The organism is Arthrobacter sp. SAFR-044, assembly GCF_059414985.1.
On sequence record NZ_JBPFDN010000006.1, the window covers coordinates 19,792 to 34,084 of the forward strand.

The window sequence follows — 14,293 nt, forward strand, 5'->3', positions numbered from 1 at the left end:
ACACGACAGCGAGGGGCAGGCGGGTTCGCTGCCCGGGTTGTCCCGCCAAAGAATGTCCAACCAGGCGGGGGCCGGGTCCGCCCGGTCCCGTTCCCAGGGAAGCCGGGACAACGTCAGCGGCTGGGCTTTTGCGGCCCCGTTCCTGGCCTTCTTCCTGATCTTCCTCGTCTGGCCCCTCCTTTACGGGCTGTACATGAGCCTGACCGGCAAGTCACTTACCGGCGCCAACGACAGCCTTATTGGGCTGGCAAACTACTCCGAGGCCCTCGCGGACTCCGACATGTGGCGTTCACTGGGCAACACCCTCTACTTCACCGTCATCAGCACTGTCCCGCTGGTGGTAATGGCCCTGGTCATGGCCGCCTTGGTCAACGTGGGACTGCCCGCGCAATGGCTGTGGCGGCTTTCCTACTTTGCCCCGTACCTACTGGCCTCCACAGTTGTCTCCCTGTTCTTCACGTGGATGTACAACCCCCAGCTGGGCCTGATCAACGACTCCCTGGCCAGGATCGGGCTGCCGAAAGTGGCATGGCTGAACGATCCCGGGGTGGCGATGTGGGCAATCGTCATCGCAACACTGTGGTGGACGGTGGGTTTCAACTTCCTCCTCTACCTGGCGGCGATGCAGAACATCCCCGCGCAGCACTATGAGGCGGCGTCGCTGGACGGCGCCGGCGCGTGGCGGCAGTTCTTCTCGATCACCCTGCCGCAACTGGCCCCCACCACCGTGATGATCGTGCTCCTCCAGATCCTGGCGTCGCTGAAGATCTTCGACCAGGTCTACCAAATGACAGCCGGCGGCCCCGGTGGCGCCACCCGGCCCGTGGTGCAGTACATCTTCGAGACCGGCTTCACCGGATACCGGCTTGGCTACTCCGCAGCCATTTCCTACATCTTCTTCGGACTGATCGTGGCTGTTTCGGTCATCCAGTTCCTCATCACCCGCCGCAGGAGTGCATAGCTATGGCAACTGAGACCCTCGCCCGCCCTGTTTCCTCCACTGCCACGACCACTGCCGGGGGAAGGAACGGCCGCAGGATGAGCCCGGGCCGGATGGCGGTCCTGGTGGTCGCCGCCCTCTTGGCCGTCCTCTGGATGGTGCCCTTTGCCTGGGCAACCGTCACCGCTTTCAAGAGCGAGACGGATGCCGCCGCTCCCAAGATCAGCTGGATCCCGCCGTCGGGCTTTACCGCTGATGCGTTCGTCAAGGTGTTCCAGGACGGCAACATTCCGCTGTGGACCTGGAACTCCCTGTACACCTCGGCGGCCATCACCGTGATCACGCTGGTCATTTCCGCACTGGTGGCCTACGCGCTGTCCCGCATCGACTTCCGGGGCAAGAAGGTCCTAATGACGGTGATCATCGCGTCCATCATCGTTCCGCCGCCGGTCCTGATCATTCCGCTGTTCTACCAAATGGTGGCACTGCACCTGATCGATACCTCGTGGGCCATCATCCTGCCGCAGGTCATCCACCCGGCCATGGTGTTCGTGCTCAAGAAGTTCTTCGACCAGATCCCCCGTGAACTCGAAGAGGCCGCGGTCATGGACGGTGCCAGCCGGATGCGGATCTTCCTCCAGGTGGTCCTGCCCCTGTCCCGCCCCATCCTTGCCGCCGTGGCGATCTTCGTGTTCATTGGCGCCTGGAACAACTTCCTGTGGCCCTTTATCGCCACCAACGACGGCTCCGTCCTGACCCTCCCCGTGGGACTGCAGACCATCAAGAGCGCCTACGGCATCCAGTACGCGCAGAACATGGCGTCAGCATTGCTCGCGGCCCTGCCCCTGATCGTGCTGTTCCTGTTCTTCCAGCGCCAGATCATCAAGGGCGTTGCGACGACGGGACTCGCCGGCACCTGACGCCCACCCCTACTTTCCATCACCTGCCTGACGTACAAACCAAGGAGATCGCTTTTATGTCCCGCGCCAGAATCACCCTCGACCGCGACTTCACCATCGGCGAAGTGCCCCGACGCCTTTTTGGCTCCTTCGTGGAACACATGGGCCGCTGCGTCTACACCGGCATCTATGAACCGGGCCACCCGGAGGCGGATGAAAACGGCTTCCGCCAGGACGTCCTTAAGCTCGTCAAGGAGCTGGGCGCCACCGTGGTCCGCTACCCCGGCGGCAACTTTGTCTCCGGCTACGACTGGGAAGACGGCATAGGCCCCCGCGAAGACCGGCCCCGCCGGCTGGACGGTGCCTGGCACACCCTGGAAACCAACGCCTTTGGCCTCCACGAATTCGTTGACTGGTCCCGCCAGGCCGGTACCGAAATCATGGAAGCCATCAACCTGGGCACCAGGGGAGTGGATGCCGCCCGTGCCATCGTGGAGTACGCCAACCATCCCGGCGGCACCCGCCTTTCGGACCTGCGCGCCAAGAACGGCCACAAGGACCCCTTCAACATCAAGTTGTGGTGCCTTGGCAATGAAATGGACGGCCCCTGGCAAATCGGCCACAAGACCGCGGAAGAGTACGGCCGGTTGGCCCAGGAGGCGGCCAAGGCCATGCGGTTCGTCGACCCGGACATCGAGCTGGTGGCCTGCGGAAGCTCCAACTCGAGGATGCCCACCTTCGGGGCCTGGGAACAGACCGTCCTGACCCACGCCTACGACGAAGTGGACTATGTTTCACTGCACGCCTACTACCAGGAGCATGACGGCGACGTCGGCAGCTTCCTGGCCAGCGCCGTGGACACCGACTACTTCATCGAATCGGTCATCGCCACCGCCGACGCCGTCCGGGCCAAGGGCAAGCACAAGAAGCACGTCAACCTGTCCTTCGACGAATGGAACGTCTGGTACCAGCGGGGCCTGGACACGGAGGACCAGCCGCACAACGTTTCCAAGGCCGGCTGGCGGGAGCACCCCCGGGTTATCGAGGACAAGTACAACGTGACAGACGCCGTCGTGGTTGGTACATTGCTCAACTCGCTGCTCCGGCACGGCGACCGGGTCAAGATCGCCAACCAGGCCCAGCTGGTCAACGTCATCGCCCCGATCTTCAGCGAGGAGAACGGCCCGGCCTGGCGGCAAACCATTTTCCACCCCTTCTCCCGGATGGCAGAACTGGCGAAGGGCCAGATCCTGCGGTTGTCCGTCGACTCGGACAAGTACGCCAACGCCCGGTTTGGCGACACGGACCTGGTGGATGTCAGCGCCACCTGGAACGAGGAGACGGGCCGGGTGGCCCTGTTCCTTGCCAACCGCGGGCTCGAGGAGGCGGCGGACGTGGAGGTCAGCCTGCGGGGCTTCGACGCGCAGCGGGTTGTCAGGGCGGAAGTACTGGAAATCCCTGACGGCGGCGACCGCTTCACCATCAACAACCAGCAGAATCCGGACCGCGTGGGCCTGAAGCCACTGGAGGGCGCGAAGGCGAACGGCTCCGAACTGCGGCTCAGCCTTCCTGCGTTGTCGTGGGCTGTCGTCGAACTGGACGTGGTGAAGAGCTGACCTCAAGTCCAGGCAAACAAAAAAGGCCGCCCCTCGGGGCGGCCTTTTTTATTTGGTCCTAGCGGGAGCGCTGGCGCAGGCGCTGCATGTCCAGGATGACCACGGCGCGGGCTTCGAGCCGGAGCCAGCCACGCTGGACAAACTCGGCCAAGGCTTTGTTGACGGTTTCGCGGGAGGCGCCCACCAGCTGTGCCAGTTCTTCCTGCGTGAGCTCGTGCGCCACCAGGACGCCGTCCGTGGCGGGGCGTCCGAAGCGGTCCGCAAGGTCCAGCAGGGCCTTGGCAACGCGGCCCGGGACGTCGGAGAAGACGAGGTCCGAAAGGGAGTCGTTGGTGCGGCGCAGGCGGCGGGCCAGGGCCTGCAGCAGCTGGGCTGAAACCTCGGGGCGGGTGCGCAGCAGGGCGTTCAGGCTCTCGTTCTTGAGCCCGGCCAGCCGGGTTTCGGACACCGCGGTGGCGGTGGCCGTGCGGGGGCTGGGGTCGAACAGGGCCATCTCACCGAAGAGCTCACCCGGGCCGAGGATGGCCAGGAGCGACTCGCGGCCGTCCGGGGACGTGCGGCCCAGCTTCACCTTGCCGGAGACGATGAAGTACAGCTGGTCACCCTGGTCACCTTCGCGGAACACTGATGCGCCACGGGACAGGTCCACCTCGGTGAGCTCGTCCGTCAGCAGCCGGAATGCGTCGTCGTCGAGCGTGGCGAAAAGGGGTGCTCGGCGCAGTACCTCGATGTCCATGAAATCTCCTGAGTAAAAGTATCGGCTGTGGGCGCTTTTGCCATTGTTTCAGAATTTTCAAGGTTCTGTGACGAACTTGGCACGGGAAACACCTGCAGGCCGCCCGCGGCCGGTCCGCGGGAGGCCCCTGCACCCCACAGAAGATTGTCAGCGCCCGCCACTAGAATGGGGGTTCAACTGTAAATAAGGAGCCTTTGTGGTCGGCCTGACTGTCCTGGACATTGTCCTGATCCTGGCGCTGCTGTCGTACCTGGTCTACGGCCTCCGCAACGGGTTCCTGGTCACGGTCGGTGGCCTTGCAGGCTTTGCTGCCGGCGCCATCGCGGCTTTCTTCGCCGTCCCCCTCGTCAGCACCTTCGTTGAGGACTCCGGGTGGAGGCTCACCGCCATCATCGCTGCCGCCGTCGTCCTGATGGCACTGGGCCATGGCCTGGGAACCACGGTGGGGCGCCAACTCCGCGGCGTGGTGCGGATCCGGCCGCTGCGTGCGGTGGACCGGCTGGTAGGCGGGGCGCTGAACCTGGTGGTCTCCGCCCTGGTGATGTCCATGCTGGCATTCAGCGTCAGCTCCCTCGGCGTGCCCGTGGTGTCCCAGCAGCTGGCCGAATCCAAGGTAATCCGCTTCATCGACGGGCTCACTCCTACGCCGGTCAAGGCCACCATGGCGGAGCTGCGGTCCACGGTGATCGGCAACGGCATCCCCACCCTGCTCGAAGGGCTGGACCAGGGCCAGGCAGTCCAGGTGCCCAACACCAGCACTAACACCCCCGCGCTCAACAGGGCTGCCCAGTCCGTCCTGCGGATCGCCGGGACGGCCTATGAGTGCGGCCAGAACCAGACCGGCAGCGGCTTCGTCGTCTCGGAAGACCGCGTGGTAACCAACGCGCACGTGGTTGCGGGCGTGTCGCAGCCCGTCGTGGAAATGCCCGACGGCGGCGCGATGCCCGGACGGGTGGTCTACTTCGACACCCGGCGCGACCTCGCGGTCCTGGCTGTGGACAACCTGCCGTCGCAGCCGCTGCAGCTGAGCCGGGACCTGCCCGGCGGCAGCCAGGCTGCGTTCGCCGGGTACCCCCATGGCGGGCCGTTCCAGTCCAAGCCCGCCACCGTCCAGGACATTGCCACCGTCCTGGTCCCTGACATCTACGGCAACAATCCCTCGCCGGAGGACATCTACCGGTTTGCCGGGGACGTCCAGCCGGGAAATTCCGGTGGCCCGTTGCTGACCACCGGAGGCCAGGTGGCGGGGGTGATCTTCGCCAAGGCAACCTCGGATGCCGAGGTGGGGTTTGCCATCACCATGAATGACTTGGATCCTGTCGTGGAGCAGGCGCCGTCGCTGTCCTCGCCCGTTTCCTCGGGGCAGTGCATCCAGAAGTAGTCTGCTACAGGACCTCGGCCAGGTAGTCGATGGCGAGCTTGTAGCCGAACACGCCGGCGCCCACGATCACTGCCGCGCAGACCGGCGACAGGTAGGAGTGGTGCCGGAATTCCTCCCGCTGGTGCACGTTGGTGATGTGGACTTCGACGGCGGGCAGCTGCACTGCGGCAAGGGCGTCGCGAAGTGCCACGGAGGTGTGCGTGAAGGCGCCGGCGTTCAGGACGATTCCCACTGCCGCGCCCCGCGCTGCGTGGATGGCGTCCAGCAGGACGCCTTCATGGTTGGACTGGACGCACTTCACGGCGAAGCCATGGTTCTTCCCGGCGGCCGCAACCAGCTGTTCCACGTCGGCAAGGGTGGAGGTGCCGTACTTTTCCGGCTCCCGTGTACCCAGCAGGTTCAGGTTGGGGCCATTGATCACAAGGATGGTGCCGCGGCCGGCTTCGACAGTGGAGGAGGCTTCAGTCATGCCTGCAAATCTATCGGTTGGCCCTGCCCGCCGCGCATTCTTACGTTGGCACACCCCATCGATTGCTGAGTACTTGTCGTTGTGAAGCTCGAAAACGACAAGTACCCAGCAATGGATTAGAGGGCGGTGACCTTCAGCAGGACTGCGTGCTCCGGGTTGAGGATGGGCATGGGCAGCCCTACTTCTGCCAGGAACTTGCCGTTGGCCGCCGCGCCTTCGGCCAGCCATGCAGGCGGCTGGACCTGCGTGAACGTGTGGGCGTAGTCGGCGTCGTCCACAGTGGGGAAGACCGCCTCCACCCGGTAGGAGCGCCCGGCGTCGAGCCCCGGGATGCCGATCCTGCCGGGGGCCTCTGCGGCCGAGGTGCGCGTGCTGACCAGGGCGAACAGCGCCGCCGTCGTTCCTTTCTGCACTTCAATGCCGTCCCCGGCAGGTTCAGCTGCCACCACGCCGTGCAGCAGCAGTGACTCGTCCGCGGGGTCGGCGTGGACCCGGCGGCCGCTGTGGATCAGGTCCCGGTGCTCCTTGTACAGGCCCACGATGCGCCGAAGTTCCTCGCGGTCCTTGCCCTCGACGCCCCGGATGTCCCACTCCATGCCGAAGTGCCCGAACAGCGCGGTGATGGCGCGGAAGGACAGGTCGTGGGTGCGGGCCGTGGTGTGCGAGGTCGTGGGCCCGATGTGGCTGCCCACCAGTTCGGGCGGAACCACGGCACCGGTCCAGCGCTGGATGGTCTGCCGTTCCAGCGCGTCGTTGCAGTCGGAAGCCCAGACGCGGTCCGTCCGTTCCAGGATGCCAAGGTCAACCCGTGCCCCCCCGGAGGAGCAGCTTTCGATTTCCACACCGGGGTGTGCCTTCTTGAGCTCGTCAAACAAGCGGTACGCGGCCAGGGTCTGCGCGTGCACCGAAGCCCGGCCGGCGTGGCCGTGCTCGGCCAGGTCGCGGTTCTGGTCCCACTTCAGGTAGCTGATGTTGTTGGCGGCCAGGAGCGCATCAATCCGGTCAAAGACGTACTGCCACGCCTCGGGATTCACCAGGTCGATGACGTGCTGGTTGCGCCACTCCAGGGGCAGCCGGCCGCCGTCCTTGTGCGCCGCGGCGGACGGGCCGACAATCCAGTCAGGGTGCGCGCGGGCGACGTCAGAGTCAAGGTTCACCATTTCCGGTTCCACCCAGAGACCGAACTCCATGCCGCGCGAGGTGACAGCCTGGATCAGCGGGGTGAGGCCGTCCGGCCAGACGGTCTCGTCGACATACCAGTCGCCCAGCCCGGCGTGGTCATCGCGGCGGCTGCGGAACCAGCCGTCGTCGAGCACGAAGCGCTCCACCCCAAGGTCGGCCGCGGACTCCGCCAGTTCGATCAGCGTGTCCAGGTTGTGGTCGAAGTACACAGCCTCCCACGTGTTCAGGACCACCGGACGCGGTTTGCCGGCAGGCAGGCCGGCGGACGCGGCGGGCAGGACGTGGTGCGGGCGGGAGCGGAACCAGCTGTAGAACGCCTCGGTGATGCCGTCCAGGCCGCGGTCCGAGTAGGCGGCAAAGAGTGCCGGCGTGGTGTAGCTGCCACCCGGTTCCAGGGTGACCTCCGCTGGGCCCAGTAGCTCCGAGCCGCCGATCATGGTCCGGCCGTCACCGATAGTGTCAGCGAACTGTTCGTGGTTGCCGCTCCAGGCCAGGTGCGTCGCCCAGACTTTGCCGTGCCGGTTGCCGAAGCCCTGGGTGCCGGCGGCGAACAGCAGTGAGGAATCGTGGCCGGTGCGGCCGTGCCGGCCGGTCCGCACCCAGGTGCCCTGCTGGATCCGGTGCCGCTGCGGGTGGCGTTCCCGGCACCAACGCCCGGTCAGGTCCAGGAGTTCGACGGCGTCCGGCGCCACGGGCAGGACAGTGGCCAGTTCGTCGACCTGGAAAGCCGTGGTGCCGTCATTGGTGACGGTATGGCGCAGTTCCAGCAGGCCGCCGGGGTGCAGCGCCAGATGCGATGAGACACTCAGGCCCGCGTCGCCGTCGGCCTGCACGATGGTGGCCGTGGCACCCTCGGCGGTCACGGACGTGATTCGGAGGCGGGACGAGAAATCGAAGCCGGCGCCGTCGGCGGTGATGCGATGGCCGCGCAGGGCCGGCCGGCCCCGCCAGGCGGAAGCGGCCGAGGGGAGGAGTCCGGCGGGAACGCGGGCGTCAATGGAGGAGTGTCCCACAGGGGCGGCCAGGATGGCGAGGTCCGGCACATCTGCTCCGAGGTCGGCGCCCCAGTGGATGACTTCGGCCTCCCCGCTGTCGAAGCTGACCAGCAGGCTGGTGCCGGCGGAACGGAGGTACAGGGGGTCCATAGGAAAGTCTCTCTTCGTGATGGTGCTGTGCGCGGTTGGTAAAGGATGATGGCCGGATGCCGCCGCCGCGAGGAGGGGGCGGCATCCGGCCGGGTGGCTGCGACCACATACGCAGCCACGTGCGGGGGGCTACTTGAACAGGGCGTTGACCTGGTCGTTGGCGGCCGTGAGGGAGCTCGCCGGGGCCTTGCCGGAGACCACCGCGTCCATGGCCGGCTTCATGATGCCGTCAACCTTGGCCGCCTTGTCAGCGATGGGGAAGAGGAAGGTGGTGCCGTCCTTGACCTGCTGGCTGAACGGGGTCACGTCCACGCCCTTGGCCTTGAAGGCTTCCACGGCCTTGTCGGCGGAGGACTTGATGGCGGGGAAGACGACGGCCTTGGCGGCCACGACGTCCTGGCACGCGGTGGAGCCCAGGTATTCGACCCACTTGGTGGCGGCCTCAGGCTTCTTGGTTCCGGCGTAGATGGAGTCCGCCAGCCCGTTGTACATGCTTGAGCGCTTGCCGTTCACGCCCGTAGGCGTGGGGGCGATGCCGACCTTGATGTCCTTGTAGCCGGTGTACTGTCCGATCATCCAGGACCCGTTGGCGTTGATCACCGACTTGCCGGCGGCGAAGGTGTCCGCCATGCTGGCGCCCACGGTGGTTTCGAGCTTGGGCATGTAGCCCTTCTCCACCAGCCCGGCGAACCAGTCAATGCTCTGCTGGAACTTGGGGTCGTCATAGTTGAAGTGCTTGCCCCAGGGGTTCTTGTCCGTGTGCGTCCACCCGGTGGTTCCCGTGAGGTAGCTCCACTCGGTCTGCCCCTGGCCGGAGCCGGATCCGTTAAGTCCGAGGCCGTAGACTGCAACGTTGTTCTTGTCGAAGCCGGGCTCGTCGCCGCGCTTGCCGTTCTTGTCCACGGTCAGGTGGGCGATGGTCTTTTCGTACGTGCCGCCGTCCTGGGGGTTCCAGGTCAGGGTGGCCATCTGTTCCGGGGTGACGCCGGCGTCTGCGGCCAGTTTGGTGTTGTAGAAGAGGCCGATCGTGTCCCAGTCCTTGGGGAGTCCGTAGCGCTTGCCGTCCTCGCCCACCCAGAGGTCTGCCAGGCCGGAGTTGTAGATTCCCGTGTCGATGTTGTCCTTCTTGGCGGCGTCATCCAGGGCGAGGATCTGCTTGTTCTTGACGAACTCGGGGTACTTGGCCAAGTGGTCGGTGAAGACGTCCGGCGCGGTGCCTGCGACGAAGCCGTTGGTAAGGGTGCCCCAGTAGTCGTCCCAGCCGCGCTGGGTGACCTTGACGGTGATGTCCGGGTTGGCCTTGTGGAAGTCGTCGGCGCACTGCTTGTAGGCCGGGAGCTGGTTGGCGTCCCAGAGCCAGTAGTTGATTTCGCCCTTGCCGGCCTCGGCGGAGCCACCGCTTCCGCAGGCGGAGAGTGCCAGGACGGCGGCCGCGGCTGCAGCAAGGGAACCGAGTGCTTTCTTCTTGTTCATGGGGGTCCTTTCAGGGTGTACTTCCGGGCGCGCCGCCATGGCGCGTGGAGGAGAGGAGTTGCGGGTGTTGCGGAGAGGGAGTTACTTGATGCCGGAGAAGCCGATGGAGTTGACGATTTTCTTGCCGAAGGCGGCGAACAGGATCAGGACCGGAAGGGCCGAAACCAGGGTGGCCGCCATCAGGCCGGACCAGTCCGGTGCGCCCTGGGGCGACTGGGACTTGAAGACGCCCAGGCCCACGGTGAGGACGCGGACGGACTCGTCCTGGCCTACCAGCAGGGGCCAGAAGTATTCATTCCACTGGCCGATGAAGGTGAGCAGGGCCAGTGTGGCGAGCGGGGCTGCGGCGTTGGGCAGGATGATCTGGAAGAAGATCCTGAGGTGCTTGGCGCCGTCGAGCATTGCCGCTTCTTCGACTTCGCGGGACATGTTCAGGAAGAACTGGCGGAGGAAGAAGATGGCGAAGGGGGTCATGAAGATATAGGGCAGCACCAGGCCCACCATGGTGTTCAGCAGGCCCAGGTTCTTGATGAGCAGGAAGTTGGGCAGGGCCGTGAAGATGGGCGGCACCATCATGGTGGCCAGGAACAGGCTGAACACCGCGTTCCGTCCCCGCCAGCGAAGCCGGGCGAAGGCATAGGCCGCCATGGCGCTGAAGAATACGGCCCCCGTGGTGGTGATGGAGGCGAAGAGTACGGAGTTGCGGAGGTAGCTCCAGAAGTCGATCTGGGCGCCGGAGCCGCCCTGGGCCACCGCTTCCTCCGGCGACTGCAGACCGAAGACGCGCTGGAAGGCGCCCAGGTTGAAGTCTGCGGGAAGCAGGTTGGTGGCGTTGGACGCCAGTGCCCCGTTGGTTGACAGGGCAGTCCGCAGGACCCAGTAGAACGGGAGGACGGACACGGCGACGGCGACGGCGACGAGGGCCCAGGCGCCGGCACGGCGCCAGTTGAACGGACGACGCCGGGTGGCCGGCAGGGCGGGAGTGGAGAGTTTGGCGGTGGTCATGGGTCGTCCTTAGTCCAGGTCCGATTCATTGCCCTTGAGGAACTTCATCTGGATGAAGGCCACCAGGGCGAGGATGACGAAGAGGATGACGGCCAGGGCAGAGCCGTAACCGAAGTCCGATTCCGTGAAGGCCTTTTGGTAGATGTAGAACTGCAGTACGCGGCTGGCGTTGACCGGGCCGCCCTGGGTGGTGACGGCGACGGTGTCGAAGACCTGGAAGGAACCGATGATGGTGACGATCAGGACCAGGGCCAGGACCGGGCGCAGCAGGGGCAGGGTGATCTTCCGGAACGTCTGCCACGGCGAGGCGCCGTCCAGGTTGGCAACCTCGTAGACATGGTGGGGGATGGCCTGCAGGCCGGCGAAGATCAGCAGCGCGGTGTAGCCCATGTGCCGCCACGTGTTGATCAGGGCCTGCGTGGGGATGGCCCATTCCTCGCTGCCGAAGAAGGCGACCTTGGGCATGCCCAGGGCATCGATGAAGTAGTTCACGATGCCGATCTGGTAGTCCAGCAGCCAGAACCAGAGCAGCGCGGCGATCACGTTGGCCATCAGGTAGGGGAGGAGCAGGGCCCCCCGGATGAGCGTTGACTTGGCCACCCGGTGCATCAGGAGGGCCAGGCCCAGGGCCAGCGCGGTCTGCAGGACGATGTTGATCAGGACGTACTGCGAGGTGACGGCCAGGGCATTCCAGAACAGCGGATCCTTGGCGATGGCCTCATAGTTGGCCGTGCCGATCCATTGGGGGTCGCCGAGGATGCTGTACTCGGTGAAGCTGAGGTAGATGCCGCGAAGGGTGGGCACCAGGTAAAAGACGATAAATCCGATCATTGCGGGGGCGATGAAGAACAGTGCGATCTTCAGGTCGCTTTGTCCCCGGCGCTTCAGTGGCCGGTGCGCCGCACGGGCTCCCGGGCTGGCGTTCCTGGTAAGGGTGGTCATCGTCGACCCTTTCCTGAGTGTGATGGAAGTAACAAGCTGGAAGTAATCTACACGAGTAGATTCCAGCCCGCAATACCCTTTCTAAGTGTTTCAAGGTCGAGTGTTTTACGCCATTTGCTGGATGTTGACTCGAGTAGATACAGGTGAAACACTCGGAGAAACCTCAATCGGAAGGCAAACAATGACGTTCTCCATTGGCATCGTGGGCGCAGGCCAGTTCGGCTCCCAGTTCGCCCACCTCTTTAACCTGCATCCCGGCGTAGATTCCGTTTACGTGGTGGACGAGCGCACCGACCGGGCCGCCGAAGCTGTTGAGCGGTACCACCTGGCAGGGCAGAAAGCGGACTTTGACCACCTGCTTGCCTCCGACGTCGACGCCGTGGCCATCTTCACCCAGCGCTGGACCCACGGTCCGCTGGTGGAAAGGGCGCTGCGCGCTGGCAAGCACGTCTATTCGGCAGTGCCCATGGCCATCTCAGAAGAGGAAATCGAGCGCATCATCGTTGCCGTCCGCGAGACCGGGAACGTCTACATGATGGGGGAGACCAGCTACTACAACCCCGCCACCGTCTACGCACGCCAGCAGCACGCCGCCGGCAAGTTCGGGCGGATCTTCTACTCGGAGGGTGACTACGTCCACGACATGGACCTGGGTTTCTACGATGCCTACCAGTACAGCGGCGGCGAGCACTGGAAGGAGACGGCGAGCTACCCGCCCATGCTTTACCCCACCCATGCCATCGGCGGTGTGCTCGGCGCGGTCCCGGCGCACGCCGTCAGCGTCAGCTGCGTCGGGGTCAGGGACCAGCGGAACGACGGCGTGTTCGACAAGGACGTCAGCATGTTCGGCAACGACTTCTCCAACGCCACGGCACTCTTCGAACTGAATGACGGCGGAGTGATGCGCACCAACGAGATGCGCCGGGTGGGTTACCCCTCCCACATCCGCGAATCCCGGTTCCGTTTCTTCGGCACCGAGGCCAGCTTCGAACAGCTCGCCAAGGTCACGGTATGGCAGGACAAACAGAACGTCCACGACATCTCCGAACAAATGGAAACCCGGCCCAGCATGTCCCTGGACGATCCGTCCCTGGCCAACGTCGCCCCGGAACTCCGGGACGCCTTCGTGTCGGGACTCTCCCCGGTGCACGAGCACGACGCAGGGCGGCTGCCTGCGGAGTTCCAGGGAGCGCCCAACGGACACGAAGGCAGCCACCATTTCCTGGTGGACGACTTCGTCACCGCGGTGAACAACCGGACTCTGCCCCCGGTGAACGCCTGGGTGGCGGCACGTTTCACCCTTCCCGGGATTGTGGCCCACGAATCGGCCCGGCAAAACGGCGCCCGGCTGCACATCCGCGACTTCGGCGATGCCCCCGCCGACTCGTAGTTAGCATGGACACCATGACATCTCCGGCAATAAAGGCTCCCCGCGGGGGTCCCGTGACGCGCAAGGACGTGGCGCGCTATGCCGGCGTCAGCACCGCCGTCGTCAGCTACGTGGTCAACGGCGGCCCCAAGAAGGTGGCGCCCGCCACCGAGGCAAAAGTCCAGGACGCCATCCGTGTGCTCGGATACCGGCCCAATGCGGCCGCCCGGGCACTCAAGCTGGGTTCAAGCGAGACCCTGGGGCTCATCATCCCGGACAATACAAACCCTTTCTTCTCCCTGCTCGCCCATGCTGTCGAGGATGCGGCGGCGGACCTGGGGTACGCCCTGGTCCTCAGCAATTCAGACGGGAACCTGGCCAAGGAGCGGCGCAACATCCGCAACCTTGCCGCCCGCCAGGTGGATGGAGTGCTGCTGGCCAGTGTCCTTTTTGAACCGGACCTCGAAGCGCTTGAAACGGCGGACATCCCTGCGGTACTGCTGAACCAGGAACGAGACGCCCCGGGTTTCAACAGCATTGGGGTTGACCTGGCTGCGGGGGCCCGGATCGCTGTTGAGCACCTCATCAGCCATGGTCACACCAACATTGGGCTGGCCATGGGCACCAACGTTTCCGGCAGCATGGATGGCCGTGAGGTGGGCTGGCGCCAGGCGTTGCAGGCGGCGGGGCTGCAGGAAGGACCTGTCGTGTACAGCGGATTCACCTGGCCCGGCGGCTATTCCGCAGGCCAGCGCCTGGTCGCCTCGATTAACAGGCCAACAGCCATTTTTGCGACGTCGGACACGCAGGCAGTGGGTCTGCTGCGGGCTGTCCATGAGGCAGGCTTGGCAGTCCCGGGGGATATCGCCGTGGTGTCCTTCGATGGATCGATTGAAGCCGAATACTCCTGGCCACCCCTGACCACGGTGGAGCAGCCCGTGGCGGCAATGGCGGAGGCGGCCGTGAACGCCCTGGTGGAAGCCCGGCGCGGGGGAAAACCGAAACACGCCATCTTCCCCACCAAGCTTCACGTCCGCCAGTCCTGCGGCTGCCCTTAAACCAAAAAGACACCATCCCCGCCGGCCGCGGGGATGGTGTCTTTCTTGGTGGGGGAGCACTTCCCCCATGGAGAGTCC

12 protein-coding genes are annotated in these 14,293 nt (G+C 65.2%); 6 read left to right on the plus strand and 6 right to left on the minus strand.

The annotated features are described in order from the left end of the window. Positions 1-52: 52 nt before the first annotated feature. Genes ACR65J_RS10695 through arfA form a run of 3 tightly spaced genes read left to right on the plus strand, consistent with a single transcriptional unit; the run spans position 53 to position 3,455 of the window. Positions 53-961 carry a carbohydrate ABC transporter permease gene (locus ACR65J_RS10695; protein ID WP_440169083.1) on the plus strand — a complete coding sequence of 303 codons (909 nt, stop codon included), beginning with the start codon at positions 53-55 and terminating at the stop codon, positions 959-961. Between the two features lie 2 nt (positions 962-963). Then, entirely contained in the window at positions 964-1,860 is an 897-nt protein-coding gene (locus ACR65J_RS10700) for a carbohydrate ABC transporter permease (protein ID WP_440168507.1), read from the plus strand. 56 nt (positions 1,861-1,916) lie between these two features. Next, on the plus strand, positions 1,917-3,455 hold the full coding sequence (gene arfA / locus ACR65J_RS10705; protein WP_440168509.1) for an arabinosylfuranosidase ArfA: 1,539 nt from the start codon (positions 1,917-1,919) through the stop codon (positions 3,453-3,455). A gap of 58 nt (positions 3,456-3,513) precedes the next feature. On the opposite strand, the gene ACR65J_RS10710 is transcribed toward arfA, so the two are convergent. Further along, positions 3,514-4,191: a Crp/Fnr family transcriptional regulator gene (locus tag ACR65J_RS10710; RefSeq protein WP_011775987.1), complete on the minus strand. Its 678-nt coding sequence runs from the start codon at positions 4,189-4,191 to the stop codon at positions 3,514-3,516. Positions 4,192-4,387: 196 nt separating this feature from the next. Between ACR65J_RS10710 and ACR65J_RS10715 the strand changes: the two genes are divergently transcribed. Next, a complete protein-coding gene (locus ACR65J_RS10715; protein WP_440168512.1) occupies positions 4,388-5,572 on the plus strand; it encodes a MarP family serine protease in 1,185 nt (394 codons plus the stop codon). A 4-nt stretch (positions 5,573-5,576) separates the two neighbouring features. Here ACR65J_RS10715 and aroQ read toward each other — a convergent pair whose 3' ends face one another. The 5 genes from aroQ to ACR65J_RS10740 form a co-directional block, all read right to left on the minus strand. Next, positions 5,577-6,041: a type II 3-dehydroquinate dehydratase gene (gene aroQ / locus ACR65J_RS10720; protein WP_440168514.1), complete on the minus strand. Its 465-nt coding sequence runs from the start codon at positions 6,039-6,041 to the stop codon at positions 5,577-5,579. A 116-nt stretch (positions 6,042-6,157) separates the two neighbouring features. After that, a complete protein-coding gene (locus tag ACR65J_RS10725; protein WP_440168516.1) occupies positions 6,158-8,368 on the minus strand; it encodes an alpha-galactosidase in 2,211 nt (736 codons plus the stop codon). A 129-nt stretch (positions 8,369-8,497) separates the two neighbouring features. Further along, complete coding sequence (locus ACR65J_RS10730) at positions 8,498-9,841, minus strand: ABC transporter substrate-binding protein (RefSeq protein WP_440168518.1); 1,344 nt, start codon at positions 9,839-9,841, stop codon at positions 8,498-8,500. 81 nt (positions 9,842-9,922) lie between these two features. Further along, positions 9,923-10,846, minus strand: coding sequence for a carbohydrate ABC transporter permease (locus ACR65J_RS10735; RefSeq protein ID WP_440168520.1), 924 nt, complete (start codon positions 10,844-10,846; stop codon positions 9,923-9,925). A 9-nt stretch (positions 10,847-10,855) separates the two neighbouring features. Beyond that, positions 10,856-11,788: a carbohydrate ABC transporter permease gene (locus ACR65J_RS10740; protein ID WP_440168522.1), complete on the minus strand. Its 933-nt coding sequence runs from the start codon at positions 11,786-11,788 to the stop codon at positions 10,856-10,858. A 181-nt stretch (positions 11,789-11,969) separates the two neighbouring features. Here ACR65J_RS10740 and ACR65J_RS10745 point away from each other — a divergent pair, with 181 nt between their 5' ends. Together ACR65J_RS10745 and ACR65J_RS10750 are read left to right on the plus strand one after the other, a co-directional pair. After that, positions 11,970-13,178, plus strand: coding sequence for a Gfo/Idh/MocA family protein (locus tag ACR65J_RS10745; protein WP_440168524.1), 1,209 nt, complete (start codon positions 11,970-11,972; stop codon positions 13,176-13,178). Positions 13,179-13,192: 14 nt separating this feature from the next. Continuing rightward, positions 13,193-14,215, plus strand: a complete 1,023-nt coding sequence (locus ACR65J_RS10750) for a LacI family DNA-binding transcriptional regulator (protein WP_440168526.1) — start codon at positions 13,193-13,195, stop codon at positions 14,213-14,215. Positions 14,216-14,293 lie beyond the last annotated feature (78 nt).